General features: G+C 63.0%; 29 protein-coding genes and 1 other RNA gene. 16 read left to right on the top strand and 14 right to left on the bottom strand.

What is annotated here, in order from left to right:
- Positions 1–62: 62 nt before the first annotated feature.
- From FJ492_RS07960 to FJ492_RS07975, 4 genes are all read left to right on the top strand, one after another.
- Positions 63–749 carry a hemolysin III family protein gene (locus FJ492_RS07960; protein ID WP_140752577.1) on the top strand — a complete coding sequence of 229 codons (687 nt, stop codon included), beginning with the start codon at positions 63–65 and terminating at the stop codon, positions 747–749.
- 126 nt (positions 750–875) lie between these two features.
- Positions 876–1,901, top strand: a complete 1,026-nt coding sequence (locus FJ492_RS07965) for a MotA/TolQ/ExbB proton channel family protein (protein WP_140508940.1) — start codon at positions 876–878, stop codon at positions 1,899–1,901.
- Between the two features lies 1 nt (position 1,902).
- Positions 1,903–2,934 carry a peptidoglycan -binding protein gene (locus FJ492_RS07970; protein WP_140508938.1) on the top strand — a complete coding sequence of 344 codons (1,032 nt, stop codon included), beginning with the start codon at positions 1,903–1,905 and terminating at the stop codon, positions 2,932–2,934.
- 251 nt (positions 2,935–3,185) lie between these two features.
- Positions 3,186–3,611 (top strand): hypothetical protein, encoded by a 426-nt coding sequence (locus FJ492_RS07975; RefSeq protein ID WP_140769363.1) that lies wholly within the window; start codon positions 3,186–3,188, stop codon positions 3,609–3,611.
- A 95-nt stretch (positions 3,612–3,706) separates the two neighbouring features.
- On the opposite strand, the gene FJ492_RS07980 is transcribed toward FJ492_RS07975, so the two are convergent.
- A complete protein-coding gene (locus FJ492_RS07980; protein WP_140752573.1) occupies positions 3,707–4,060 on the bottom strand; it encodes a DUF1304 domain-containing protein in 354 nt (117 codons plus the stop codon).
- 142 nt (positions 4,061–4,202) lie between these two features.
- Here FJ492_RS07980 and FJ492_RS07985 point away from each other — a divergent pair, with 142 nt between their 5' ends.
- Positions 4,203–5,687 (top strand): carboxypeptidase M32, encoded by a 1,485-nt coding sequence (locus FJ492_RS07985; RefSeq protein WP_140769365.1) that lies wholly within the window; start codon positions 4,203–4,205, stop codon positions 5,685–5,687.
- A 21-nt stretch (positions 5,688–5,708) separates the two neighbouring features.
- Here FJ492_RS07985 and FJ492_RS07990 read toward each other — a convergent pair whose 3' ends face one another.
- Positions 5,709–7,508 (bottom strand): ABC transporter transmembrane domain-containing protein, encoded by a 1,800-nt coding sequence (locus FJ492_RS07990; RefSeq protein ID WP_140769367.1) that lies wholly within the window; start codon positions 7,506–7,508, stop codon positions 5,709–5,711.
- A 205-nt stretch (positions 7,509–7,713) separates the two neighbouring features.
- Here FJ492_RS07990 and rpmE point away from each other — a divergent pair, with 205 nt between their 5' ends.
- A complete protein-coding gene (gene rpmE / locus FJ492_RS07995; protein WP_010912060.1) occupies positions 7,714–7,935 on the top strand; it encodes a 50S ribosomal protein L31 in 222 nt (73 codons plus the stop codon).
- Positions 7,936–8,017: 82 nt separating this feature from the next.
- On the opposite strand, the gene FJ492_RS08000 is transcribed toward rpmE, so the two are convergent.
- Positions 8,018–8,647, bottom strand: a complete 630-nt coding sequence (locus FJ492_RS08000) for a TetR/AcrR family transcriptional regulator (RefSeq protein ID WP_140769369.1) — start codon at positions 8,645–8,647, stop codon at positions 8,018–8,020.
- A 145-nt stretch (positions 8,648–8,792) separates the two neighbouring features.
- On the opposite strand from FJ492_RS08000, the gene FJ492_RS08005 reads away from it, so the two are divergent.
- Together FJ492_RS08005 and FJ492_RS28680 are read left to right on the top strand one after the other, a co-directional pair.
- Positions 8,793–9,272, top strand: coding sequence for a DUF1772 domain-containing protein (locus FJ492_RS08005; RefSeq protein WP_181166604.1), 480 nt, complete (start codon positions 8,793–8,795; stop codon positions 9,270–9,272).
- Positions 9,273–9,335: 63 nt separating this feature from the next.
- On the top strand, positions 9,336–9,494 hold the full coding sequence (locus FJ492_RS28680) for a hypothetical protein (protein ID WP_181166615.1): 159 nt from the start codon (positions 9,336–9,338) through the stop codon (positions 9,492–9,494).
- 24 nt (positions 9,495–9,518) lie between these two features.
- On the opposite strand, the gene FJ492_RS08010 is transcribed toward FJ492_RS28680, so the two are convergent.
- The 3 genes from FJ492_RS08010 to FJ492_RS08020 all read right to left on the bottom strand — a co-directional run bounded on the left by FJ492_RS08010 (position 9,519) and on the right by FJ492_RS08020 (position 11,103).
- A complete protein-coding gene (locus tag FJ492_RS08010; protein ID WP_032934919.1) occupies positions 9,519–9,815 on the bottom strand; it encodes a SelT/SelW/SelH family protein in 297 nt (98 codons plus the stop codon).
- A 17-nt stretch (positions 9,816–9,832) separates the two neighbouring features.
- Positions 9,833–10,582 (bottom strand): YebC/PmpR family DNA-binding transcriptional regulator, encoded by a 750-nt coding sequence (locus tag FJ492_RS08015; RefSeq protein WP_140508917.1) that lies wholly within the window; start codon positions 10,580–10,582, stop codon positions 9,833–9,835.
- 197 nt (positions 10,583–10,779) lie between these two features.
- Positions 10,780–11,103 carry a helix-turn-helix domain-containing protein gene (locus FJ492_RS08020; protein ID WP_140769371.1) on the bottom strand — a complete coding sequence of 108 codons (324 nt, stop codon included), beginning with the start codon at positions 11,101–11,103 and terminating at the stop codon, positions 10,780–10,782.
- 51 nt (positions 11,104–11,154) lie between these two features.
- Between FJ492_RS08020 and FJ492_RS08025 the strand changes: the two genes are divergently transcribed.
- From FJ492_RS08025 to FJ492_RS08035, 3 genes are read left to right on the top strand one after another with little or no spacing between them, the layout of a single operon-like run.
- Positions 11,155–11,637: an SRPBCC domain-containing protein gene (locus tag FJ492_RS08025; protein WP_140713094.1), complete on the top strand. Its 483-nt coding sequence runs from the start codon at positions 11,155–11,157 to the stop codon at positions 11,635–11,637.
- Between the two features lie 15 nt (positions 11,638–11,652).
- Positions 11,653–12,015 carry a hypothetical protein gene (locus FJ492_RS08030; protein ID WP_140769373.1) on the top strand — a complete coding sequence of 121 codons (363 nt, stop codon included), beginning with the start codon at positions 11,653–11,655 and terminating at the stop codon, positions 12,013–12,015.
- Between the two features lie 25 nt (positions 12,016–12,040).
- Positions 12,041–12,508 (top strand): SRPBCC family protein, encoded by a 468-nt coding sequence (locus tag FJ492_RS08035; RefSeq protein WP_140508910.1) that lies wholly within the window; start codon positions 12,041–12,043, stop codon positions 12,506–12,508.
- A gap of 125 nt (positions 12,509–12,633) precedes the next feature.
- On the opposite strand, the gene FJ492_RS08040 is transcribed toward FJ492_RS08035, so the two are convergent.
- The 4 genes from FJ492_RS08040 to ssrS form a co-directional block, all read right to left on the bottom strand.
- Positions 12,634–13,401 carry a TerC family protein gene (locus tag FJ492_RS08040; RefSeq protein WP_140769376.1) on the bottom strand — a complete coding sequence of 256 codons (768 nt, stop codon included), beginning with the start codon at positions 13,399–13,401 and terminating at the stop codon, positions 12,634–12,636.
- 68 nt (positions 13,402–13,469) lie between these two features.
- Positions 13,470–14,294 carry a YmdB family metallophosphoesterase gene (locus FJ492_RS08045; RefSeq protein ID WP_140713096.1) on the bottom strand — a complete coding sequence of 275 codons (825 nt, stop codon included), beginning with the start codon at positions 14,292–14,294 and terminating at the stop codon, positions 13,470–13,472.
- A gap of 63 nt (positions 14,295–14,357) precedes the next feature.
- Positions 14,358–14,945, bottom strand: a complete 588-nt coding sequence (locus FJ492_RS08050) for a 5-formyltetrahydrofolate cyclo-ligase (protein ID WP_027141761.1) — start codon at positions 14,943–14,945, stop codon at positions 14,358–14,360.
- 96 nt (positions 14,946–15,041) lie between these two features.
- Positions 15,042–15,197: non-coding RNA, 6S RNA (gene ssrS, locus FJ492_RS08055), on the bottom strand.
- Between the two features lie 145 nt (positions 15,198–15,342).
- Between ssrS and FJ492_RS08060 the strand changes: the two genes are divergently transcribed.
- The 5 genes from FJ492_RS08060 (at position 15,343) to msrB (ending at position 19,251) form a co-directional block, all read left to right on the top strand.
- A complete protein-coding gene (locus FJ492_RS08060; RefSeq protein WP_140769378.1) occupies positions 15,343–16,182 on the top strand; it encodes a MoxR family ATPase in 840 nt (279 codons plus the stop codon).
- A 92-nt stretch (positions 16,183–16,274) separates the two neighbouring features.
- Positions 16,275–16,721: a GNAT family N-acetyltransferase gene (locus FJ492_RS08065; RefSeq protein WP_140769380.1), complete on the top strand. Its 447-nt coding sequence runs from the start codon at positions 16,275–16,277 to the stop codon at positions 16,719–16,721.
- A 6-nt stretch (positions 16,722–16,727) separates the two neighbouring features.
- Positions 16,728–17,918: a VWA domain-containing protein gene (locus tag FJ492_RS08070; protein WP_140769383.1), complete on the top strand. Its 1,191-nt coding sequence runs from the start codon at positions 16,728–16,730 to the stop codon at positions 17,916–17,918.
- 18 nt (positions 17,919–17,936) lie between these two features.
- On the top strand, positions 17,937–18,734 hold the full coding sequence (locus FJ492_RS08075; RefSeq protein WP_140508900.1) for an MBL fold metallo-hydrolase: 798 nt from the start codon (positions 17,937–17,939) through the stop codon (positions 18,732–18,734).
- 112 nt (positions 18,735–18,846) lie between these two features.
- Positions 18,847–19,251 (top strand): peptide-methionine (R)-S-oxide reductase MsrB, encoded by a 405-nt coding sequence (gene msrB, locus FJ492_RS08080; protein WP_027141754.1) that lies wholly within the window; start codon positions 18,847–18,849, stop codon positions 19,249–19,251.
- Positions 19,252–19,313: 62 nt separating this feature from the next.
- On the opposite strand, the gene FJ492_RS08085 is transcribed toward msrB, so the two are convergent.
- The 4 genes from FJ492_RS08085 to pyc form a co-directional block, all read right to left on the bottom strand.
- Positions 19,314–19,613, bottom strand: a complete 300-nt coding sequence (locus tag FJ492_RS08085) for a hypothetical protein (RefSeq protein WP_140769385.1) — start codon at positions 19,611–19,613, stop codon at positions 19,314–19,316.
- Positions 19,610–20,053 (bottom strand): hypothetical protein, encoded by a 444-nt coding sequence (locus FJ492_RS08090; RefSeq protein WP_140769387.1) that lies wholly within the window; start codon positions 20,051–20,053, stop codon positions 19,610–19,612. The genes FJ492_RS08085 and FJ492_RS08090 overlap by 4 nt, the downstream gene beginning before the upstream one ends.
- A gap of 196 nt (positions 20,054–20,249) precedes the next feature.
- Positions 20,250–20,510, bottom strand: a complete 261-nt coding sequence (locus tag FJ492_RS08095; RefSeq protein WP_015315223.1) for a DUF2312 domain-containing protein — start codon at positions 20,508–20,510, stop codon at positions 20,250–20,252.
- Positions 20,511–20,669: 159 nt separating this feature from the next.
- The gene (gene pyc / locus FJ492_RS08100; protein WP_140769389.1) at positions 20,670–24,128 is read right to left on the bottom strand and encodes a pyruvate carboxylase; all 3,459 of its coding nucleotides are present in this window, start codon (positions 24,126–24,128) and stop codon (positions 20,670–20,672) included.
- Between the last annotated feature and the right edge of the window lie 20 nt (positions 24,129–24,148).

Below are 24,148 nucleotides of genomic sequence, written 5' to 3' on the forward strand. Positions count from 1 at the left end.
GCAAACAAAGCTTGAAATACTGTCCGTCGGTCGCCCAGATTAAGGGTGATGCAGGACGATAGATGACCGACACCCAGCCACAGATCGACATCCCGTTCATCGGACGCTGGCACTATTCGCGCGCCGAGACGATCGCCGACGGGATCGTCCATGCTGTTGGGATCGTGCTGGCGATAGCGGCCGGTTCGGCGCTGCTGGCGCTCGCCGCCTCCCGGGTCGGGCCCGGCGAATACATCGCAGCCGCCTTCTATGTCGTCTCGCTGCTCACGGTGCTTTCTGTGTCGCTGACTTATAATCTGTGGCCGGTGACCTCGCCCGCGAAATGGATTTTGCGGCGTTTCGATCATGCCGCGATCTATCTGTTGATCGCCGCCACCTACACACCCTTTCTCGCTCAGTTGGGAAACTCGCCGCTGGCGCGCTGGATGATCGTTCTGGTCTGGGCCGCGGCCGCAACGGGCATTGCTATCAAGGTGTTTTTCCCCGGCCGCTTCGACAGGCTGGCGATCGTCTTCTACCTTGCCATCGGCTGGAGCGGCATCGTCCTTGTCAAACCGCTTGTCGAGACGCTGCCGACCACGTCGATCGTGCTCATCGTCGCCGGTGGCGTCGTCTATTCCTGCGGCGTGATTTTCTTCGCCTGGAAGGCGCTGCGCTTCCACAACGCCCTGTGGCACGGCTTCGTCGTCACCGGCGCCGGCCTTCATCTGGCGGCCATGGTCGATTGCCTGGTCATCAACCGCCTTTGAAGCGCCGGCTCCAAAAGCCACCTGTGGCAATATTGCCAAGCACCATTCAATTTGGTCACAATTCCGTTTAGAGTCGCCAACTACGTGATCGGCGGCAGCGGCAGCGGCATCGGAAACGGGGCACGGATGGCTTTTCTCAGATCCTTCGGAATGGGCAGGCGCTCTGACGTGCTCATCTACGATCCGCACAAATTGTCGAGCCCTCAGGTCTTTCTGCTGACCATGGTCATCTTCCTGGCCATCGTCGCCTTCATCGCCGCCATCCTGACCCGCCAGGTCACGACGGCATTCGTCACCAATCCCGGCCTCAACGGCCTGATCGTCGGCGTGCTCGTCGTCGGTATCCTGCTGGCCTTCACGCAGGTCGGACGGCTGTTTCGCGAGGTGCGCTGGGTCAACTCCTTCCGCGCCGGCTCCGAGACCACCGAACCGGTGCTGCTGGCGCCGATGAAGGCGATGATCGGACGCTCGTCGTCCATGGCCTTTTCGACCTCCTCGATGCGCACAATGCTCGATTCCATCGCCACGCGCCTCGACGAAAGCCGCGACACCTCGCGCTACCTGGTTGGCCTTCTGGTGTTCCTCGGCCTGCTTGGCACTTTCTGGGGCCTGTTGAATACGATCGGCTCGATCCGCGAGACAATCGAATCGCTCGATCCCGGCACGGGCGATGCGGCGGCGGTGCTCGATTCGCTGAAGCAGGGCCTGTCGGCGCCGCTGGCCGGCATGGGCACCGCCTTCTCGTCCTCGCTGTTCGGCCTCTCCGGCTCACTCGTGCTCGGCTTCCTCGACCTGCAGGCCGGCCGCGCCCAGACGCGCTTCTACACCGAGCTCGAGAACTGGCTGTCCTCGGTCACCGATCTGTCGTCCGATATCGTCGTTTCCGACCCGGCCAAGGCCGAATCTTCCGACGAGATCCGCGTCCTGTCGGAACGGCTGCGCAGCATGCAGGAGAACGGCGGCGGCTCCAATCCGCGCGTCGCCACCGCCATGGCCAATCTCGCCGACGGCATTTCCGGCCTGGTCAAGAACATGCGTTCCGAGCAGCAGATCATGCGCGATTGGGTCGAGGCCCAGTCCGACGAGCAGAAGGCGATGCGCAACACGCTGGAGAAGATCGCCGACGCACTGAAGAAGCCCGGGGTGCACTAGCATGGCGCTTGCCAGGGGCCGGCGTACCGATCGCCGTATCGACTATTGGCCTGGCTTCGTCGACGCGTTGTCGACGCTGCTGCTCGCCATCATGTTCCTGCTCACCGTTTTCGTGTTGGCGCAGTTCCTGCTCGGCCGCGAAATCTCCGGCAAGGACACGGCACTGTCGCGCCTCAACTCGCAGATCAACGAACTGACCCAGCTTCTGGCGCTGGAGCGCTCGACGGCGCAGGACAAGGAGGATTCGCTCGCCAATCTGCAGGCGTCCCTGTCGGCGGCGCAGGCGGAAAAGAGCCGGCTCGAACAGTTGCTGGCGCAAGGTGCCGGCGCCGGCGACGCCGCCAACCAGCGTGCCGCGCAGTTGGGTGGTGAACTCGACAACCAGCGCCAGATCAGCCAGCAGGCGCTGAGCCAGGTAGAGATCCTCAACCAGCAGATCGCGGCCTTGCGCAAGCAGATCGGCGCGCTCGAGGATGCCCTCAACGTCTCCGAAACGCGCGACCGCGATTCCAACACCAAGATCGCCGATCTCGGCCGTCGCCTGAACGTGGCACTGGCGCAGCGTGTGCAGGAATTGAACCGCTACCGCTCCGATTTCTTCGGGCGCCTGCGCGAAATCCTCGCCGATCGCGAGAACATCCGCATCGTCGGCGACCGCTTCGTGTTCCAGTCGGAAGTGCTGTTCCCGACCGGCTCCGAAGTGATCAACGACGCCGGCAAGGTCGAGATGAAGAAGCTCGCCGATGCCATCATTGAATTGCAGAAAGAGATCCCGCCGGAGATCAACTGGGTGCTGCGCGTCGATGGTCACACCGACAACAAGCCGCTGTCCGGCAATGGCCGTTACCGCGACAATTGGGAGTTGTCGACGGCGCGCTCGACCTCGGTGGTCAAGTTCCTGATCGAGAACGGCGTGCCGGCCAACCGGCTCGTCGCCGCCGGCTTCGGCGAGTTCCAGCCGCTCGACCCCGCCGACACCGACGAAGCGCGTAACAAGAACCGCCGCATTGAACTGAAGCTCACCGAACGGTGATCCATCATCACGCGAGCTCACGCGAATTTGTTCGCCGACTCAACTCTAGGGCGCAAGCGGCGGCCAGCAAGGCCTGAAAAGATTATCTTTTTTTAATTACACTTCGCGCGGAAGCGCTCCTAGCTTGCCGCGCAGGGTCGAGAACCGCCGGCGATGCCTCCCATCGCGACGCGACGGAACTGGACGACCCAAACTGGTCGGAAGGCGAAGCGGCGCGGCCGCTCTCCCTTCCCGGCAGGAGGAACCTCCCTATGAGCACTTCAGCATCTCTCAAGACTGCAACCCTTGCCGCGATTCTGATCGCGGCCCCGCTTGCCGGCGCCTATGCCGCGGGCCACCACAAGGGCGCACTCGATGCGACCGATCCGACCGCCATGACAGGCCCGCGTGTCGCAGCGCTCGTTGAGCAGGTTCGGGGTGTCCATCAGGGCATCGTCGACGCCAGGCGAGCTAACAACATCACCCCGGCCGTCGCGGAGCGCCTGGAAATGCGCACCGCCCGTATCGGTCGGGCCGCCGAGAAGATAGCCGCGTCGGATCACGGCAGGATACCGGCCGCGCAATACCATGACCTGCTGCGCCAGCTCGACACTGTCGACCAGCGTCTGATGGTCAACACCGGCAGCGGTTTCCTGATGGGCGATGGCGCCGACGGCGGAAACTATCCGAACGGCTGAGGCGATCCTGCCTGAAAGTTCCAGGAGGAAGGGATCAACTGGCGCCTTCGGGACCCAATCCCGCAGGCGTCCTTTTCCTTACCAGCCCATCCTGCCTACCAACCAAGCCAGACCGCGATCAGGGCGGCCGCCGCCGGCACGGTCTGGATGTAAAGGATCTTGCGGCCGACCGTTGCCGCGCCATAGAGACCGGCAATGGCCACGCACAACAGGAAGAAGACCTTGACCTGGAACCCGCCGGCGCCGAGGTAAAGCCCCCAGATCAGGCCGGCGGCGAGAAATCCGTTGTAGAGGCCCTGATTGGCGGCGAGCACCTTCGAGGCACTGGCGAATTCCGGCGTCAGGCGGAATGTCTTGTGCCCGCGCGGCGTGTCCCAAAGAACCATCTCGAGATAGACGATGTAGACATGGATCAAGGCCACCAGCCCGACCAGGATGTTGCCGATCATTCTGCTCCCCCTGCATGCGTCGCCGGCAGCATTTCATGCTCGACCTCGCCTGCGCAAGCTGCATCTGCTGAATGGGATCTGAGGGTTGCCAAGGCTTTTGCATTGGTGTCTTTTCGCGCCGTCCTCAATCACGGAAGCCGCCATGTCCTTTCACAAACTCGACGACCTCGGCCACAAGCTCGAAGCGCTTGAGCATGCGCTGGCCATCCTCGGCGCCGATGAAGCGACCCATATGGCCGTTGGCGGTGGCGAGAAGCGCGCCGAGGCGATGGCGGCACTGGCCGGCATGTATCACACCAGGGCGACCGCGCCGGAAATATCGGACTGGATCGCCGCCGCCGAAGCCGAGGCATTGGACGATGAGCAGCGCGCGGCCCTAACCGAGCTGCGGCGGCAGTACACCAACCTGACCTGCCTGCCGGTCGAATTCGTCGAACGCCAGACAACGGCGCGCATGCGTTGCGAGCAGCTATGGCGCGACCTGCGCGCCAAGAACAACTGGGCTGGCTTCCAGCCGGCGCTCGAGGGCGTGGTGGCGCTGGTGCGCGAAGAGGCGGCCCTGCGCTCCGACGTGCTCGGCCTCGCGCCCTATGACGCGCTGATGGAACAATACGATCCCGGCAACCGCACGGCGGATATCACTCCCGTCTTCGCCGACCTGAAGGCCTTCCTCAGAGGCTTCGTGCCGGAGGCGCTGGCGATCCAGGAAGCGCGGCTGCGCAGGCATCCGCTGAAGCCGCTTTCAGGCACCTATGCCATCGACCGGCAACGCGAACTCGGTCTCGCCATGATGGCGGCGGTCGGCTTCGACCTGACACGCGGCTCGCTGTCGGTGTCGCACCATCCGTTCTGCGGCGGCGTGCCCAGCGACGTGCGCATCACCACCCGCTACAAGACATCGGACTTCCTGTCGGCGCTGATGGGCGTGCTGCACGAGACCGGCCATGCGCTCTATGAGCAGAACCTGCCGAGGGCATGGTCGCACTGGCCGCTCGGCAAGGCCCGCGGCATGGCCGTGCATGAAAGCCAGAGCCTGTTCGTCGAAAAGCAGATCGGCCGCAATCCTGCTTTCTGGCACTGGGCGCTGCCGGTGGTGGAAAAGCATCTCGGCGAAACCTGGTCGCTCGATGATCTCTTGCCGCATGTGCATCGTGTCGAGCGCGGCCTGATCCGCGTGGATGCCGACGAAGTAACCTATCCGCTGCATGTCATCCTGCGCTACGAACTGGAGCAGGAACTCGTCTCGGGCAGGCTGGAGGTGGCTGATCTACCCGAAGCCTGGGACGCCAAGATGCGCGACTATCTCGGCCTCTCCACCATCGACAATCCGGCCGATGGGCCGATGCAGGACGTGCACTGGCCGGGTGCCGCCTTCGGCTATTTCCCCTCCTACACGCTGGGCGCGATGATGGCGGCGCAGCAATGGGCCGCGCTGATGCGCGAACATCCTTCCGCCGACGACGACCTGGTGAAAGGGAATTTCGCGGCCATCAACGACTGGCGCCGCAAGAAGATATGGTCGCAGGGATCGCGCTGGACGACGCCGGACCTGCTCGAACGCGCCACCGGCGAAAAACTCAACGCCGTTTATTTCGTCAATCACCTGAAGCAGCGCTACGGTGGATGAGACCGGCCATATCGAGCCCCGCTATTCCGCCGCGCCCCTGAAGGCGCGGGCGCCGGTCTCGAATTGCAGCTTGGCCAGGCGCGCATAGATGCCGCCCTTGACGACTAGGCTCTGATGCGTGCCTTCCTCGACGATGCGGCCGCCATCCATGACCAGGATCCTGTCGGCCTTGAGCACGGTCGCCAGCCGGTGGGCGATGACGATGGTGGTGCGGCCTTGCATCAGCCGCTCGAGCGCCGTCTGCACCAGCGTCTCGCTTTCGGCGTCGAGGGCCGAGGTCGCCTCGTCGAGCAACAGGACCGGCGCGTCGCGCAGGATGGCGCGGGCGATCGCTACCCGCTGGCGCTGGCCGCCTGACAGCGTCACGCCGCGTTCGCCGACCTGGCTGTCGTAACCTTTCTCAAGCTTGAGGATGAATTCGTCGGCCAACGCATCCTTCGCCGCCGCCTCGATCTCGGCCTCGCTGGCGCCTGGCCGGCCAAAGCCGATATTGTCGCGCGCGCTCGTCGCGAAGATGGTGACATCTTGCGGCACGATGGCGATGTGCTGCCTGACCGCGACGGGGTCAGCCTCACGCACGTCGATGCCGTCGATCAGGATCTTGCCGGTTTCGGGATCATAGAAGCGCAGGATCAGCGAAAAGACAGTGCTCTTGCCGGCACCCGAGGGACCGACGATCGCCACCGTCTCGCCGGGTTTGACCGAAAAACTCAAGCCATGGACGGCGGCGCGGTCGGGCCTCGCCGGATAAGAGAACGAGACGTCGTCGAAGATGATCGCGCCCTTCACGATTGCCGGCATCGGCTTCGGCTCGGCCGGCGCCTGGATCGCCGGCGTCTCGGCCAGGATCTCGGTCAACCGTTCGGCCGCACCCGCTGCTTGCGCGAGTTCGCCCCAGACTTCCGACAGCGCGCCGAGCGCGCCGGCGGCGAACACCGAATAGAGCAGGAATTGGCCAAGCGTGCCGGGTGACAGATTGCCGTCGAGCACGTCGCGCGAGCCGAACCACAACACCGCAACGACCGACGAGAAAATGGTGAAGATGGCGAAGAAGGTGAGGAAGGACCGCGCGAAGATCGAGGCACGTGCCGCCTCGAAGGCGGCTTCCACCGCGCCCGAAAAACGACCGGTGACCAGTTTCTCATTGGTAAAGGCCTGCAGCGTGCGCACTGCGCCGATCTGCTCGCTGGCATAGGCTGTCGCCTCGGCGAGCGTGTCCTGTGCCTGCCGGGATTTGCGCCTCACGGAGCGGCCGAAGGCGACCAGCGGCAGCACGATGATCGGAATGGCCGCTATGACCAGGCTGGACAGTTTTGGGCTGGTGACAACCATCATCGCCACGGCGCCGAGCCCAAGGATGACGTTGCGCAGCGCGACCGAAGCCGTGGCGCCTACCGCCGACTTGACCTGCGTGGTGTCGGCGGCGAGCCGCGACACGATCTCGCCCGACTGGGCAGTGTCGAAGAAGGCCGGCGACAGCGTCGTCACATGAGCGAAAACGTCGCGCCTGATGTCGGCGACGACGCGCTCGCCGAGCGTGATGACGAAATAGTAGCGGCCGGCCGAGGCGGCCGCCAAAAGCGCCGCCATGGCCACCAGCGCGGCGAAATATTCAGCGATGATGGTGGATCCCGCCGGCGTGAAGCCATGATCGATCATGCGCCGCACCGCCAGCGGCAGCGCCAGCGTCGTCATCGCCGCGACTGCCAGCGAGACGACGGCGCCCGCCACCATTTTCCGGTAGCGGCCGATGTAAGGGAACAGGCGCCTGAGCGGCTTGAGCGAGCGGCGGCGCTCGTCTGCGCTGCTGGATTGCGCCATCCCGGTGTTTCCTCTAGCCGCCTTGTTGTATGCGCCTCAATATGCGCGAGCCACGGCCTTGTGATTCAATTTCGGCTGATGTATAGCCACGCCGACCGTTTTAGAAGCCGTGGCTCCTCAATAGCTGCGGCTTCGAGTTTAAAAAAGGGGCGCATCGACGCAGGCTTATGCCAGTCAGCCGCGCCAGCAAGCCAGGAACCGAGCCATGAAGAGCGCTATTCATCCCGACTACCACACCATCAAGGTCGTCATGACCGACGGCACCGAATACACGACCCGTTCGACCTGGGGCAAGGAAGGCGATACGATGAACCTCGACATCGACCCGACCACCCACCCGGCCTGGACCGGCGGCCAGCAGACTCTGCTCGACCGCGGCGGCCGCCTGTCGAAGTTCAAGAAGCGCTTCGAAGGTTTCGGCCTCTAAGGCAAGAGCTTTTTCGCAGATCAAAAGCCCGCCCTCGTGGCGGGTTTTTTGTTGCTTGGCCGAAGGCTGAGTTTTCGGCTCTCTATTCCGCCAGCAGTTCCCTGAGCGCCATACGCTTATAGGCTGCGACCAGCCTGTCGCCCTCCTGCCGCTCGACCGAGATCGCCAGCCGCATGGCCGCCTCGCCCATCTGCCAGACGAGAAAGGCCGTGGTCTCCAGGGAAACGGGATCGGCGCCGGGACGTAGCCGCTTCAGCACCGCACCGAGGAATTCGGCATTGGCCCGGCTGTCGGCGAGCTCGAGGCGGCGCAGCGCCTTGTCGGCCTGCGTGCCCGACCAGATGTCGCGCATCACCGGTTCGGCGAGGAACAGTCGGTAGTAGATGTCGACCAGCTCCGAAAACGCTTGGCCCAGCCCCTCTGCATCCCTAACATCCTTGAGCGCCGCCGAGATGCAGGCTTGGCTCTCCACCGTGTAGCGCTCTGCCAGCGCCCAGACGATCGCCCGCTTGTCCGGAAAGAACTGGTAGAGCGATCCGATCGACACCCCTGCCCGTTCAGCGACTTCACCCATGCGCATGGCATCGCTGCCTTGCTCGGCGATCAGCGCCGAGGCGGCGGCCAGCATGCGCTCGACCCGCTCGCGGCTGCGCTGCTGGCTTGGTGCCCGGCGCGGCGAAGCGATCTGCTCGTTGGCCGGCATGCCTTCCATGACTGTCTCCAACAAACGCGCCCGGCAATCGCCTCGAATGACTTGACTCGCAGAATACGAGGGTTTATCACATTTTGCAAATGTGAGGATTAATCACATTTGCAAACAGAGGAACCCGCCGCAACCGGCACTTGGAGCAACCGACATGATTGTCAAACTTCTTCCCATCCTCACTTTCATCGCGGCCCTGGGCGCAGGCGTGGTCGGCGGCGTGTTCTTCGCCTTCTCCAACTTCGTCATGCCGGCGTTCGCTCGCCTGCCGGCGGCGGGCGGCATCGCCGCCATGAATTCGATCAACGTCACTGTCATCACGCCGATGTTCATGACGGCACTCTTCGGCACCGGGCTGGTCTGCATCGTGCTCATCGCCGGCGCCCTCATCGGCTGGAACCAGCCGGGTTCGTTCTGGCTTCTGGCCGGCGCGCTGATCTATCTCGTCGGCAACCCGATCGTGACCATGGTCTTCAACGTGCCTCTCAACGATGCGCTGGCCACCGTCGATCCGGCCAGCAGCAATGGCGCCGCCGTATGGACCAGCTTTCTCCGGAACTGGGTGATGTGGAACCACGTTCGCACCGTCACCGCCATCGTTGCCATGGCATCCTTCTGGTTCGCCGCGCGTTGACATGTTGACGGACCGCCGCAGCCGGGCGTTGTGGCGGCCATAAGCATTGTCGGGAAAAGAGCCGTGAACGATCCGTATTCGACCATGGCCGTCGGCATTTCGATCGGCGTCGGCCTCGGCGCTGCCCTCGGCGTGGCGATGGATGACCCCGCCGTCGGCATCGGCATGGGCATAGCGATCGGCGCCGGTATCGGTGCTGTTTTCGGAAAGAGGCGCAAGTGATCGTCCCGCTTGCGCGGGAAGATATCAGCTCTTCGCCTTGCGGTCGGCGTGACCGAGATCACGATCCGGATCGATCACGTCGCGGACCAACTGCTTGAGTTTCGCCGCGTCCGGAAAGCCGCCGTCGCGCTTGCGGTCCCAGACCAGTACATCGTTGCACGAGATGGTGAAGATGCCGCCGGTGCCCGGCACCAGCGTCACCTCACCGAGATCGGTGCCGAAGGTGGAGAGCAGCTCCTGCGCCATCCAGCCGGCACGTAGCAGCCATTGGCATTGCGTGCAGTAGGTGATGCGGATGGCGGGCAACCGAGCTTTGCTCATGTCGGATCGGGCTTCACTCACGCCGCGCTGAGCTTGGCCAAGGTTTCGTCGTCGACTTCGAAGTTGGCGTACACGCTTTGCACGTCGTCATCGTCCTCGAGCGTCGCAACCAGCTTCATCAGCGACTGCGCCCGCTCTTCGTCGACCGGGACATTGTTCTGCGGCTTCCAGATCGCCTTGACCGATTCGGCCTCGCCGAGCGAGGCTTCAAGCGCCTTGGACACTTCGCCGAGAGTCTCGAAGGCGCAATAGATCGTGTGGCCTTCCTCGTCCGATTCGACATCGTCGGCACCGGCTTCGATGGCCGCGTCCATGATCTTGTCGGCACTGCCTGCCGAGGCCGGATAGTAGATTTCGCCGGCGCGGTCCCACATGAACGATACCGATCCGGTTTCGCCGAGCGCGCCGCCTGCCTTGGTGAAGGCGGCACGGACATTGGACGCCGACCGGTTGCGGTTGTCGGTCAGCGCCTCGACGATCACGGCGACGCCACCCGGCCCATAACCTTCGTAACGCACGGCTTCGTAATTCTCGGCATCGCCCATCGACGCCTTGTTGATGGCGCGCTGGATGTTGTCCTTCGGCATCGACACCGCCTTGGCGTTCTGGATCGCCAGGCGCAGGCGCGGGTTCATCGATGGATCGGGCGTCCCGCTCTTGGCCGCAACGGTGATTTCGCGCGCCAGCTTGGAAAACATTTTCGACCGCACCGCGTCCTGACGGCCCTTGCGGTGCATGATGTTCTTGAACTGTGAATGGCCAGCCATGGCACCCCTGTCGTGTTCGGCTAGAGCGTCTTGCCGCGAGGTGCGTCACCTCGCCTTTGCAAAAGGCTCGAATTCAAAATTTCAGAACGTCCTGATGCGTCAATGGACGCGCGGCGCTCTTTGTCGGAATGGCCGGCTTATAGATAAATCGGCTCAATTCGTCCAGCCGCGCCGTGCTGCGGCGATCCCGGCCGTGCCTATGCTTCTAGATCGGACTTCAGCCGGTCGATGATGCTGAGCGCATGACCGGCATACTGGCTGATCCAGCGGTCGTGGATCTGCTTGATCGGCAGCGCGTTGAGATGGTTCCAGCGCTCGCGCCCATCACGACGCGCAACGATCAGATCTGCCTCCTCCAGCACCTTGAGATGGAGCATGACGGTGCAGCGGTCGATATCGGGAAAGGCTTCGCACAGCATGCCGGTGGTCCTGGGCTCGTCTTTCAACCGGTCCAGCATTTCGCGCCGGCGCGGATGCGCCAGCGCCTTGAAAACATTGTCGTCCTGCGATTGGCTTGACATGTTATGTTTATATAACATATCGTTGTTGCGATCAAGCAAGGAGCTGTGGATATGTCTCTTGGATTCAGGGTTTCAGGGCGCATCGGTAAACCGGTCGCCGAAGTCTTCGACGCGGTCGTCAATCCGAAGAAGCTCAGCGGTTATTTCACCACCATCGGCGGCGCCAGCGCGCCATTGGTTGCCGGTTCGCGTGTCGTCTGGTGGGGCAAGGTGCCGGTCGAGGTCGACGAAGTGGCCAAGGACAGCCACATCGTGTTGCGCTGGGATGCTACCGACGCCGACGGCAAGCCCGCCTACAAGACCCGCATCGAGATGAATTTCGAGCCGCTCGACGATGGCGGCACCTTCGTCACCATCGCCGAGAGCGGCTGGCAGGAAGGCGCGGTCGGCCTGAAGAAGTCCTACCTGAATTGCGAGGGCTGGTCGCAGATGCTGGCCTGTATGAAGGCCTATGTCGAATACGGCATCAATCTGCGCGACGGTTATTACCGCAGCGAGATGAAGGGCGAGCCCGCCAGCGAAAACAACATTTAAAAACGGAACCCAGCCATGACCGCGAAGATCACCGGCGGCATCAACATCGCCATGAAGGTGCCATCGCACCAGTACGAAGCGACGGTCGCCTTCTACCGCGACGTCGTCGGCCTCAAGCCGTTCACCACCAAGGCGCCGGCCATCAGCTTCGAACTTGGGCCTGTCAGGCTGTGGATCGACAAAGCGCCGATGATGAGCCAAGCCGAAATCTGGCTGGAGCTTTTCACGCAGGATTTTCCGGGCGCCGCGGATCATCTGGCCAAGGCGGGCGTTGTGCGTTGCGATGCCATTGAGCCATTGGGCTTGGGTTTCCGAGGTGGCTGGATCACCAATCCGGCCAACATCATTCACATGGTACGCGAACCCGACGCCTGGTGAGCGCGTATTCGAAAAGGAGATCGCCATGGAAATCCGTGAAACACCGACCGCCGAAGCCGCCATGCTGATCCGGCGGCCGGTCGCTGATGTTTTCGAAGCCATCGTCGACCCGGCGATCACGACCCAATTCTGGTTCACCCACGGCAGCGGCCGGCTTGACGGCGGCAAGCCGGTTCAGTGGGAGTGGCGCATGTATGGCGTCTCGACGACCGTCGATGTCAGCGAGATCGTCAGGGACAAGAAGATCGTCATGACGTGGAGCGATCCGCCGACCACAGTGGTCTGGACCTTCACCGAAATGCCTGGGGAGGCGACCTTCCTCGAAGTCCACAATTTCGGCTTTGCCGGCAAGGGCGACGAGCAGGTGAAACAAGCGGTCGGCTCAACCGGCGGCTTTGCACTTGTCCTCGCCGGCGCCAAGGCCTGGCTGGAACAGGGCCTGACGCTGGGCCTGATCGCCGACCGCCACCCGAAGGGCGCTCCGGGGCATTAAATCAATTCCGAACGCAAAAGTGCGAAGCGCTTTTGCGTTCGGAATTGCGTAAAGCAAAGAGATAGCGCATTGGAGGCGATCCTGTTCTCGCCGGAAATGCCGAGGCTCGCCCGATCCGGTCGGTCTCAGTGCCCGTCGCCGGATTTCGCGTTCTTGCGCCGTCGCGCCAGCATGTTGAGTCCCTCGACCAGCGCCGAAAAACCCATCGCGGCGTAGATGTAGCCCTTGGGCACATGGTAGCCCATGCCGTCGGCGATCAGTGTCATGCCGATCATCAGCAGGAAGCCCAGCGCCAGCATGACGATGCTCGGGTTCTTGGCGATGAAGTCCGCCAGCGGTCCGGCGGCAAGCATCATCGCCGTGACGGCCACGATGACCGCGATGTACATGATGGCGATCTCGTCGGTCATGCCGACGGCGGTGATGATGGAATCGATAGAGAAGACGAGGTCGAGCAGCAGGATCTGGAAGATCGCGCCGGCAAGCGAGATCTTGAGCGTTTCGCCCAGCATCGTGTCCTGATGGTCGTCGGGATCGACCGTGTGGTGGATTTCCTTGGTCGCCTTCCACACCAGGAACAGGCCGCCTGCGATCAGGATCAGGTCGCGCCAGGAGAAGCCGTGGCCTAAGGCCGTGAACACCGGCGTCGTCAGCTGGACGATAATGGAAATGGTGGCAAGCAGCACCAGGCGCATGATCAGCGCGGCCGAGATGCCAAGGCGGCGCGCACGAGCCCTCTGCTCCACCGGCAGCTTGTTGGTCAGGATGGAGATGAAGATCAGATTGTCGATGCCGAGCACGATCTCGAGCACCACCAGCGTCAGCAACGCGACCCAGGCGGTCGGGTCGGAAACGAATTGAAAATGCGGCGCCAGGAATTCGATAAGCTGCATGGAGGTCGTCCCCTACGATCTAGAGCAGTGTCGCCGGCAATTGGGTATTGTGAACGCTTATATCAATGTCACGACCAGAAGGAGGGGGCCGTTTCCTCCAGCCGGGGGCCGCGACGAAACGGCGCGATCTTCTCGGTCAGCCCGGTGCGGTCGGAAATATTCACGCCGACCCCGCACAATGTCGCCGGGCCGATCGCCGCTTCGAAACGGCCTTTCGGCACCTTCGACAGGAACCGGTTGAGCGGTTCTTCCTTGTCCATGCCAAGCGAGGAATCGTAGTCACCGCACATGCCGGCATCCGACAGGTAGCCGGTGCCGCCATTGAGTATCTGGTGATCGGCGGTGGGCTGGTGCGTGTGGGTGCCGACGACCAGGCTGGCACGGCCGTCGACAAAATGCGCGAAGCACATTTTTTCCGAGGTTGCCTCGGCGTGGAAGTCGATCACCACCGCATCCGCCTGCTCGCCGAGCGGACAGGCCGCAAGCTCGCGTTCGCCGGCCTGGAACGGATCATCGAGCTCGGGATGCATGAATACCCGGCCCATGATGTTGGCGACCAGCACACGCGCGCCGCTCCTGGCGATATAGACGCCGGAGCCGCGCCCTGGCGTGCCTTTGGGAAAATTGGAGGGCCGCAGGAAACGCTGCTCGCGCGGCGCGAAGGCCAGCGCGTCGCGCTGGTCCCAGACATGGTTGCCGGTGGTCACGACATCGCAGCCCGCCGCGATCGTCTCGCGAAAAATCTCTTCGGTGATGCCGAAGCCGCCGGCGGCGTTCTCGCCGTTGACGATGACGAAATCGAGTTTGAAGTCGGAGATCAGGCCAGGCAGTTGTTCCCACACCGCGGTGCGGCCCGTCTTACCGACCATGTCCCCGAGGAAGAGAAGTCTCATCTATGCCTGATCCCGAAAAGTTGCATGACTTTTCGGCAAAGATCATGCGTTTCAAAGAACTATCTACAATTTTGGTGCAAAGCGGCGCAACCCGCTCTCGGTGAGTATTTCCGCGATGACCACGTCATGGGGTTCGTCCGGAACTTGCGAAACTTCTTGGCAGTCGAAGGCGATGCCGACCAGCCGGGGCGCATGCCCCTTGTCGACGAGCTTCGCGATCGCGCGATCGTAATAGCCCGCGCCATAACCGATGCGGTGGCCGCGCGCGTCGAAGGCGGCGAGCGGCACCAGCATGACCGAGGGGTCGAGAACTTCGGCCTCCGCGTGCGGTCCGACCGTGCCAAAGCCCATGTCGACCATCGGCGCGCCACGCACCAGCTCGCGAAAGACGATGGTGGTCTTGTCGAGAATGGCGGGCAGGCAGAGCCGTGCGCCCTTCTCGCGCAAGGCGAACATCAATGGCCTGACATCCACCTCCGAGCGCATTGGCCAGAAACCGGAGACGATCTGACCGGACCCGACCTCCAGACGGTCGCGCGCCGTCTCCGCCATTTCGAGCGCGGCCTCGACCCGCCAGAATTCATCAAGCGCGTCGCGGCGGGCGAGTGCCTCGAGGCGCAGCCGTTTTTTAAGGTCTTTGGGAGAGGTCATGCGGCCAAGGTAGAAAAGGTCAGAACTGTGTGAGGTCTCAAGAGCGACGTTTTCCACCGCATCATCCACCGCGATGCGTGGACGCCTTGCGACAAGTGGCGATCCACACAACCGGTGGAGAGGTCGATCCCGGGTGCCTACAAAGTAGGTGGGCGCCGTATGAGAAAACCCACGGGTCTTCCCAGGGACAGCTCCCTAAGGATCATTAAGGCCCCGGGGAAAAGTGTCTCCTGCCGGGAAGCGCAGACCGCCTCCGCCAATATAGGCCGATGGTGGCCCATGCGCCAGAGAGACGGTGCTCTTTCCGCGCCGATTTGGCATCATCGCCGTTGCAAACCCGCCCTTGCGCGGACCAGAGGGCCTCCTTACGGTCCCCGGAACGAACCGAGGAGCAAAAATGCGTTTCGAAGGCACGGCGGCCTATGTCGCCGACAAGGATCTGATGGTGGCGGTCAACGCGGCGATCGCGCTGGAGCGGCCGTTGCTGGTCAAGGGCGAGCCCGGCACCGGCAAGACGGAACTTGCCCGCCAGATGGCGGCGGCACTCGGCCTCGACCTCATCGAATGGCATGTCAAATCGACGACACGGGCGCAGCAAGGTCTTTACGAGTACGATGCCGTGTCGCGGCTGCGCGACAGCCAGCTCGGCGATCTCAGGTTCAACGACATCAAGAACTACATCAAGCGCGGCAAGCTTTGGGAGGCATTCGCGGCCGGCAAGAAGGTCGTGCTTCTGATCGACGAGATTGACAAGGCCGACATCGAGTTCCCCAACGACCTGCTGCAGGAACTCGACCGGATGGAATTCTTCGTCTACGAGACCGGTGAGACCATCCGCGCTGCGGTGCGGCCGATCGTCATCATCACTTCCAACAACGAGAAGGAACTGCCGGACGCCTTCCTGCGCCGCTGCTTCTTCCACTATATCCGCTTTCCCGATGTCGACACGCTGCACAGGATCGTCGATGTCCACTACCCCGGCATCAAGCAGAACCTGGTGCGCGCGGCGCTCACCCAATTCTACGAAATCCGTGACGTGCCGGGGCTGAAGAAAAAGCCGTCGACATCGGAGGCGTTGGACTGGATCCGCCTGCTGGTCGCTGACGACATCGCGCCAGAGGATTTGCGCGCCGACGCCAAGAACGCGCTGCCCAAGCTGCACGGCGCCCTGCTGAAGAACGAACAGGACGTGCACCTGTTCGAGCGGCTGGCCTTCATGGCCAGACGGCAGCAATAGGACCGCAGCGATAGCGCTTTCCTCGGCTGTGGACCGTTGCCGCCGGCCGAAGAGCACGTCAGCTTCGGCCGGAACCCTTCGGAGGAGATAAAATGTCTGAGATTGTTGTCCGCCCGCTCGCGCAATCCGACCACGCCGACTGGCGCCGCTTGTGGACCGACTATCTGACCTTCTACGAAACCAAGCTGCCGGAAGAGGTCTACGCCGTCACCTGGAAGCGGCTGTTCACCGAAGGCGAGTTCGAGCCGAAGGGTTTTATCGCTACCCTCGACGGCAAGGCGGTCGGCCTCACCCACTATCTCTACCACCGCTCCGGCTGGTCGGAGAAAAACAATTGCTACCTGCAGGACCTGTTCGCCGACCCGCAAGTGCGCGGCAAGGGCATCGGTGCCGCCCTGATCAAGGCCGTCAAGGATGAGGCAGCCAAGATTGGCGTGAAGAACGTCTATTGGATGACGCACGAGACCAACACCACCGCGCGCAAGCTCTACGACCGCGTCGCGCGCCGCACCGGCTTTATCGAGTATGATTTGCTGTAACCGGCCATGTTCATCCCCTTCTTCCTCGAACTGAAGGCAGCGCGTGTTCCCGTTTCGCTCAGGGAATACCTCTCTCTGCTGGAAGGGCTGAAAGCCGGACTGGTCGACTATGATGTCGAGGGATTTTACTATCTTGCTCGCGCCGCCCTGGTGAAGGACGAGCGCCATATCGACCGCTTCGACCAGGTGTTCGCGCATGTCTTCAAGGGCATCGAGGCGCTGGGTGGCCCGGATGCCGTCAATGTCGCCGACATTCCCGAGGAATGGCTGCGCCGGCTCGCCGAGAAACACCTGACCGAAGAGGAGAAAAAGCTGGTCGAGGCGCTTGGCGGCTTCGACAAGCTGATGGAGACGCTGAAGCAGCGGCTCGAGGAACAAAAAGGCCGCCACCAGGGCGGCTCGAAATGGATCGGCACCGGCGGCACCTCGCCCTTCGGCGCCTATGGCTACAACCCCGAAGGCGTCCGCATCGGCCAGCATGAAAGCCGCAACCGCCGCGCGGTGAAGGTCTGGGACAAGCGCGAGTTCAGGAATTTCGACGATGCCATCGAACTCGGCACCCGCAACATCAAGGTCGCGCTGAAGCGGCTGCGCCGCTGGGTGCGCGAAGGCGCTGAGGAAGAGTTCGACCTGCCCGGCACCATCCACGCCACCGCCGAGCATGGCTATCTCGACGTCAAGACGCGTCCCGAGCGCCGCAATGCCGTGAAGCTCCTGATGTTCTTCGATGTCGGCGGCTCGATGGACGACCATATCAAAAGCATCGAGGAACTGTTTTCGGCCGCCCGCGCCGAATTCCGCCAGCTCGAATATTTCTATTTCCACAACTGCATCTACGAAGGCGTGTGGAAGGACAATCGCCGCCGCCATGCCGAGGTGATTCCGACCTTTGACCTCCTCCACAAATATGGTCCGGACTATAAGGTCATCGTCGTCGGCGATGCCTCGATGAGCCCATACGAGATCGCCCACCCCGGCGGCTCGGTGGAACACTGGAACCCCGAGGCCGGAACCGTTTGGCTCGGCCGGCTGCTGCAGCAATGGCCGAACGCGGTGTGGCTTAACCCCGAGAGCGAAAATAACTGGGGCTTTACCCATTCGATCGCGATGATCCGTGACATCTTCGGCGGCCGCATGTTTCCGCTGACACTGGCCGGGCTCGAAGGTGCTACGAAGCAGCTTTCAAGAAAGTACTGAAGGACCACGGGAGATCAGATGACCTGCTTCCTCTGCTTGCAGTGCGGCGTCCAGTTCGCGGCGACGGAAACGCCACCGCGACACTGCCCGATTTGCGAGGACGAACGGCAGTATGTGCGCTGGGAGGGCCAGGCCTGGACCACGCCGCAACAACTCGCCGCCGCGCATCGGCTGGTGATGAAGGACGACGCCGGCGTGCTCGCGTTTGGCATCGAGCCGCGCTTCGCCATCGGCCAGCGGGCGCTGCTGGCGCAAACGCTGCACGGCAATGTGCTATGGGACTGCATCTCGATGGTAAGCGACGAGGCGGTGGCGGAGATCAACCGCCGTGGCGGCCTTGCCGCGATCGCCATCTCGCACTGCCATTACTATTCGGTGATGGTCGAATGGAGCGAGGCGTTTGGCGGCGTGCCGATCTATCTCCATGCCGACGACCGGCAATGGATCATGCGGCCGCATCGCTCGATCGTCAGTTGGCAAGGCGAGACGCTGGCCATCAACCCGTCGCTGACACTCATCCGCTGCGGCGGCCACTTTGCCGGCGGCCAGGTGCTGCACTGGAAACGCGACGGTGCCGATGCCCTGCTGACCGGCGACATCCTGCAGGTGACGCCGACACGCCGCCATGTCAGCTTCATGTACAGCTATCCGAACCAGATCCCGCTCAATGCTGCCGCCATACACCGCATCGCGGCAGCCCTTGCGCCGTTCGCCTTCGACGACATCTACGGCGCATGGTGGAACCAGAACATCATCAGCGATGCGAAGACGGCGCTGGCCGCCTCTGTCACGCGCTATCTCGCGGCGATTGCCTGAGGAATTCCAGGTGGTCCGCTCGAAAATGCGGGCAAATGTCGTAACAAACGCCTATCTTGTTGCGAATATCCGGTTGCAACCAAGAACGAGCCGCCAAGGCTGAGGAGATCAAATGGACACCCACACCTACCCCGTAACCCGCACCGACGCCGAATGGCGCGCCCGGCTGACGCCGGAGCAGTACGCGGTCATGCGCAACCATGGCACCGAGCGGCCGGGGAGCTGCGCCCTGCTCTATGAGAAGCGTGCCGGCACTTTTTCCTGCGTTGGCTGCGACCAGCCGCTGTTCCAATCCACGCTGAAGTTCGAGAGCGGCACCGGCTGGCCGAGCTTCAACGATCCCGTTCCGGGCTCGGTCGAGAACACGGTCGACCGCAGCTACGGCATGGTCCGTACCGAATGCCACTGCTCTCGTTGCGGCAGCCATCTCGGCCATGTCTTCGAGGACGGCCCGCCGCCGACCGGCCTGCGCTACTGCATCAATGGCGTGGCGCTGAAATTCGAGCCCGCGGCCTGAACAGGCGTCATCATTTCTCGCGAAGGGCGGCTCTGGCCGCCCTTTTCGTACGGGTCGCCTCGTCAGACGACGATCGTGGCGATCAGCCAGAGCGCTGATCCCAGCATGAAGAGCGAAGCCCTGGCACCGCCGGCCTTCTCAGCCGTGCGCCAGACCGCCAAAGTCAGGAAGACGTTGTAGGGCACCGGTGCAAAATGTACCGCCAGAACAAGACCGAGCGGCATCCTCAGCCCAAGCAGGATCAGCGCCGCAGCAGACGACGCAATATTGATCACGGTCCCGACAAGCATCATGTCACGCCAGAACAGCCGGTCGACCGGCACCTTGCCAAGCCAACGCGAGCGGAAGAAATCCGCGATCACTTACCCTGCCCAAGCACTTCGGTTACGGCGCGCTCGACCCGTGAGCATTCCGTGACCAGCCAGTCGGTCATGGCAGGCCAGTTGTCCTCGGGAAAGCAATTGACCCGCCACATCGAATTGATGCCGAGGCCTTCGCAGCTTTGTTCCGGCCTGAGTTTCAGACTGTCTTCGATCGCCGGCCGGAACGGCTCCAGCCGCGACCAGCTTTGCGTGGCGCCGAACTTCTCGTTGCGGCCGAAGAAGACGCCGACATGGTTCTGCGCCGGCGCGACATACATGGAAAGGACCAGTGCGAAGTCGGGCAGCCCGCGCTGCCAGAACCAGGGTCCGCGCCGCGCCAGCCGGGCCCTTTCTTCCGGATGCCGTTCGGCAAACAGCGACCAGAAGCCGCGATGGCGGAATTCCGAGGCGCGACGGCCGCCGAAGTCGAATTCGCTCATGGTTAGATGCCGCCCCAGCATCACCCGGGTTAAGACCGTTGCTGAGCCTTGGCTAGAGGCTGTTTCGAAATTCGCTCTGGTGAGTCATGTGATGGTGGTTTCGAGAGCCGTAGCGCAGCGGACATTGGTCCGTGAGCAACGGAAGCGCAGAAAACGCCATCAGATGGCCGCCAGAGTAGAATTTCCAAACAGGCTCTTAGACCATGCCGAGCGCGGCCATGTACAGATCGAGGATGGCATCCTCCTCCTGGCGCTCGGCCTGGTCCTTCTTGCGCAACCGGATGATGGTGCGGATTGCCTTGGTGTCGAAGCCGGTCCCCTTGGCCTCGGCGAAAACTTCCTTGATGTCGTCGGAAATCGTCTTCTTTTCTTCCTCGAGCCGCTCGATGCGTTCGATCAAGGCACGCAGCTGGCCGGCGGCAACAGTCTGGCTGGTCTCGGTGATATCGTCGGCCATGTTTTCTCCAAAATCGGTTCCGCGCCGCGACTCGGGGAACGTGCCGCAGCGAATTTCAGCGGTTCGATGCCCGACCCAGGCCGGCGGGTCAAGCCGTTATCGAACAGCTCGCCAAGCCTGCCGCCAGAAGCCGACAGCCTGCTCGTTCCTTGCGAGCTCTCAGTTGAACGCGATCAGCAGATCCTTCGCATCGATCTGGTCGCCGGCCTTGACCAGCACCTCGGCAACCGTACCGTCGCGCTCGGCGTGCAACGCCGTCTCCATCTTCATCGCTTCGATGGAGAGCAGAACGTCGCCGGCCTTGACCGCTTGGCCGGCGGCGACCGCAAGCGCCGAAACCACACCCGGCATCGGCGCCCCGACATGCGCCTCGTTGCCGGGCTCCGCCTTGCGGCGCGCCTTGGCTGCCGAGGCACCATGCGCACGGTCGGGCACCTTCACACGCCGCGGCTGGCCGTTGAGCTCGAAGAACACGGTGACCATGCCCTTCTCATCGACATCGCCGAACGCCTGGCAGCGCACGACCAAGGTCTTGCCCCTTTCGATATCGACGAAAATCTCGTCTTCCGATTTCATGCCATAGAAATAGGTCGGCGTCGGCAGAACGCTGACCGGGCCGTAGGTTTCCTGCGCGGCGACGAAGTCGGAAAACACTTTCGGATACATCAGCCACGAGGCGAACTCGTATTCCGACAGCTTGCGCTCGAGCTTGTCCTCGATCTCCTTGCGGCTCTTCTCGAGGTCGGCCGGCTTCAGCAACGAACCAGGCCGCGCCGTGATCGGCTTGTCGCCTTTCAGTGCCTTCTTCTGCAGCACCCGCGGCCAACCGCCCGGGGACTGGCCGAGGTCGCCGCGCAGCATCGAGACGACCGAGTCCGGGAAGGCGATGTCGCGGGCCGGGTTCTCGACATCGGCAACGGTCAGGTCCTGGCTCACCATCATCAGCGCCATGTCGCCGACGACCTTCGAGGACGGCGTCACCTTGACGATGTCGCCGAACATCAGATTGACGTCGTGATAGGTCTGCGCCACTTCGTGCCAGCGTGTCTCCAGCCCCAGCGAACGGGCCTGTTCCTTCAAATTGGTAAACTGCCCGCCCGGCATTTCGTGCAGGTAGACCTCGGAAGCCGGACCTTTCAGGTCGCTCTCGAAGGCAGCATATTGGTTGCGAACGGCTTCCCAGTAGAACGAGATCTTGCGGATCCACTGCGGGTCGAGGCCCGGATCACGTTCTGTGCCCTTCAGTGCTTCCACGATCGAACCGAGACATGGCTGCGACGTATTGCCGGAGAAGGCGTCCATCGCCGCGTCGATAGCGTCGACGCCGCTTTCCACCGCCGCCAGCACGGTTGCCGCCGACAGACCCGATGTGTCGTGGGTGTGAAAATGGATCGGCAGGTCGGTCGCCTCGCGCAGCGCCTTGAACAGCACGCGGGCGGCACTCGGCTTCAACAGGCCGGCCATGTCCTTGACCGCGATGATATGGGCGCCGGCTGCCTGCAATTCGCTGGCGAGCCCAACATAATATTTGAGATCGTACTTGGCCCGCGCCGGATCGAGGATGTCGCCGGTATAGCACATCGCCGCTTCGATCAGCTTGCCCTCGGCGCCCACGGCGTCCATGGCGACGCGCATGTTCTCGACCCAGTTCAAGCAGTCGAAGACGCGGAAGAGGTCGATGCCGCCGCTTGCCGCCTGCTTGACGAAATGCTGCACGACATTGTCGGGATAATTGGTGTAGCCGACGCCGTTGGCGCCGCGCAGCAGCATCTGCAGCAACAGGTTGGGGGCTGCTTCCCGCACCAGCGACAGCCGCTCCCACGGATCCTCGGTGAGGAAGCGCATGGCGACGTCGAAAGTGGCGCCGCCCCAGCATTCGAGCGACAAAAGCTGCGGCAGGGCGCGCGCATAGGTGCCGGCGATCCCGGCAATGTCATGCGTGCGCACGCGGGTGGCGAGCAGCGACTGGTGGCCGTCGCGCATCGTCGTGTCCGTGACCAGCACTTCCTTCTGCTCACGCATCCAGGCGGCGAACTTCTCCGGCCCGAGCACGTCGAGCTTCTGCTTGCTGCCGCTCGGCACATTGCCGTTGAGATAGGGCACCACGGGCGGCGCCGCGTCGGCCTTTGGCGTCGGCCGCCCGCGCGTCTCGGGATGACCGTTGACGCTGACGTCGGCCAGATAGTTGAGCAGCTTGGTGGCGCGGTCCTGGCGCTTGACCTGCTGGAACAGCTCCGGCGTCGTGTCGATGAACCTCGTCGTATAGGAATTGTCGGCGAAGCTCGGATGATTGATGATCGCTTCGAGGAAAGTGAGGTTGGTGGCGACGCCGCGGATGCGGAACTCGCGCAAGGCGCGGTTCATGCGGGCGATCGTCTCTGCCGGCGTCGGCGCCCAGGCCGTGACCTTCTCCAGCAGCGGATCGTAGAAGCGGGTGATGACCGCGCCGGAATAGGCCGTGCCGCCGTCGAGGCGGATGCCGAAGCCGGTGGCGCCGCGATAGGCGGTGATGCGGCCGTAGTCCGGAATGAAATTGTGTTCGGGGTCTTCGGTGGTGATGCGGCACTGCAAGGCATGGCCGTTCAGCCGGATGTCCCTCTGCGCCGGTACGCCCGATTCCGGCGTGCCGATGGCGAAGCCGTCGAGGATATGGATCTGCGCCTTCACGATGTCGATGCCGGTCACCATCTCGGTGACGGTGTGCTCGACCTGGATGCGCGGATTGACCTCGATGAAGTAGAATTTGCCGGTATCGGCGTCCTGCAGGAATTCGACGGTGCCGGCGCCGATATAGCTGGTCTCGCGCGCGATTTTCAGCGCGTAGCCGCAAAGCTCCTGGCGCAGGTCCTCGCTGAGATAGGGCGCCGGCGCGCGCTCGACGACCTTCTGGTTGCGGCGCTGGATCGAGCAGTCGCGCTCGAACAGGTGCACGGCATTGCCGTGTGTGTCGCCAAGCACTTGCACTTCGACATGGCGAGCGCGCTCGATCAGCTTTTCGAGATAGACCTCGTCCTTGCCGAAGGCGGCTTTCGCCTCGCGCTTGCCTTCCATGACCTCGCGAGCGAGATCGGCCTCGGAACGGATGGCGCGCATGCCACGGCCACCGCCACCCCACGAAGCCTTCAGCATGACCGGATAGCCGACCGTCTTGGCGAGTTCCTTGACCGCCTCCAAATCGTCCGGCAACGGATCGGTGGCCGGCACCACCGGCACGCCGACCTCGATGGCGAGATTGCGTGCGGCGACCTTGTTGCCCAGCCGGCGCATCGTGTCGGGCTTCGGTCCGATGAAGGTGATGCCTGCTTGCGCGCAGGCCTCAGCGAATTCGGGGCTTTCCGACAGCAGCCCGTAGCCGGGGTGGATGGTATCGGCGCCCGAAAGCCTGGCAACGCGGATCACCTCCTCGATCGACAGATAGCTCTCGATCGGCCCCATGTCCTTGCTGAGGTGCGGTCCGCGCCCGACCTGGTAACTTTCATCGGCCTTGAAGCGGTGCAGCGAATATTTGTCCTCCTCGGCCCAGATCGCCACGGTTTTGAGGCCCAACTCATTGGCCGCGCGAAAGACGCGGATGGCGATTTCTGACCGGTTGGCGACGAGGATCTTCGTGATGGCCAAGGCCTGGGCTCCAGCAGCGG

It is taken from the genome of Mesorhizobium sp. B2-5-4 (genome assembly GCF_006441095.1).
In the GTDB taxonomy this organism is placed as follows: Bacteria; Pseudomonadota; Alphaproteobacteria; order Rhizobiales; family Rhizobiaceae; genus Mesorhizobium; species Mesorhizobium salmacidum.

Coding starts and splice junctions, on each gene's coding strand:
- FJ492_RS07960 (WP_140752577.1), top strand. CDS start 63: ATGACCGACACCCAGCCACAGATCGACATCCCGTTCATCGGACGCTGG.
- FJ492_RS07965 (WP_140508940.1), top strand. CDS start 876: ATGGCTTTTCTCAGATCCTTCGGAATGGGCAGGCGCTCTGACGTGCTC.
- FJ492_RS07970 (WP_140508938.1), top strand. CDS start 1,903: ATGGCGCTTGCCAGGGGCCGGCGTACCGATCGCCGTATCGACTATTGG.
- FJ492_RS07975 (WP_140769363.1), top strand. CDS start 3,186: ATGAGCACTTCAGCATCTCTCAAGACTGCAACCCTTGCCGCGATTCTG.
- FJ492_RS07980 (WP_140752573.1), bottom strand. CDS start 4,060: ATGATCGGCAACATCCTGGTCGGGCTGGTGGCCTTGATCCATGTCTAC.
- FJ492_RS07985 (WP_140769365.1), top strand. CDS start 4,203: ATGTCCTTTCACAAACTCGACGACCTCGGCCACAAGCTCGAAGCGCTT.
- FJ492_RS07990 (WP_140769367.1), bottom strand. CDS start 7,508: ATGGCGCAATCCAGCAGCGCAGACGAGCGCCGCCGCTCGCTCAAGCCG.
- rpmE (WP_010912060.1), top strand. CDS start 7,714: ATGAAGAGCGCTATTCATCCCGACTACCACACCATCAAGGTCGTCATG.
- FJ492_RS08000 (WP_140769369.1), bottom strand. CDS start 8,647: ATGGAAGGCATGCCGGCCAACGAGCAGATCGCTTCGCCGCGCCGGGCA.
- FJ492_RS08005 (WP_181166604.1), top strand. CDS start 8,793: ATGATTGTCAAACTTCTTCCCATCCTCACTTTCATCGCGGCCCTGGGC.
- FJ492_RS08010 (WP_032934919.1), bottom strand. CDS start 9,815: ATGAGCAAAGCTCGGTTGCCCGCCATCCGCATCACCTACTGCACGCAA.
- FJ492_RS08015 (WP_140508917.1), bottom strand. CDS start 10,582: ATGGCTGGCCATTCACAGTTCAAGAACATCATGCACCGCAAGGGCCGT.
- FJ492_RS08020 (WP_140769371.1), bottom strand. CDS start 11,103: ATGTCAAGCCAATCGCAGGACGACAATGTTTTCAAGGCGCTGGCGCAT.
- FJ492_RS08025 (WP_140713094.1), top strand. CDS start 11,155: ATGTCTCTTGGATTCAGGGTTTCAGGGCGCATCGGTAAACCGGTCGCC.
- FJ492_RS08030 (WP_140769373.1), top strand. CDS start 11,653: ATGACCGCGAAGATCACCGGCGGCATCAACATCGCCATGAAGGTGCCA.
- FJ492_RS08035 (WP_140508910.1), top strand. CDS start 12,041: ATGGAAATCCGTGAAACACCGACCGCCGAAGCCGCCATGCTGATCCGG.
- FJ492_RS08040 (WP_140769376.1), bottom strand. CDS start 13,401: ATGCAGCTTATCGAATTCCTGGCGCCGCATTTTCAATTCGTTTCCGAC.
- FJ492_RS08045 (WP_140713096.1), bottom strand. CDS start 14,294: ATGAGACTTCTCTTCCTCGGGGACATGGTCGGTAAGACGGGCCGCACC.
- FJ492_RS08050 (WP_027141761.1), bottom strand. CDS start 14,945: ATGACCTCTCCCAAAGACCTTAAAAAACGGCTGCGCCTCGAGGCACTC.
- FJ492_RS08060 (WP_140769378.1), top strand. CDS start 15,343: ATGCGTTTCGAAGGCACGGCGGCCTATGTCGCCGACAAGGATCTGATG.
- FJ492_RS08065 (WP_140769380.1), top strand. CDS start 16,275: ATGTCTGAGATTGTTGTCCGCCCGCTCGCGCAATCCGACCACGCCGAC.
- FJ492_RS08070 (WP_140769383.1), top strand. CDS start 16,728: ATGTTCATCCCCTTCTTCCTCGAACTGAAGGCAGCGCGTGTTCCCGTT.
- FJ492_RS08075 (WP_140508900.1), top strand. CDS start 17,937: ATGACCTGCTTCCTCTGCTTGCAGTGCGGCGTCCAGTTCGCGGCGACG.
- msrB (WP_027141754.1), top strand. CDS start 18,847: ATGGACACCCACACCTACCCCGTAACCCGCACCGACGCCGAATGGCGC.
- FJ492_RS08090 (WP_140769387.1), bottom strand. CDS start 20,053: ATGAGCGAATTCGACTTCGGCGGCCGTCGCGCCTCGGAATTCCGCCAT.
- FJ492_RS08095 (WP_015315223.1), bottom strand. CDS start 20,510: ATGGCCGACGATATCACCGAGACCAGCCAGACTGTTGCCGCCGGCCAG.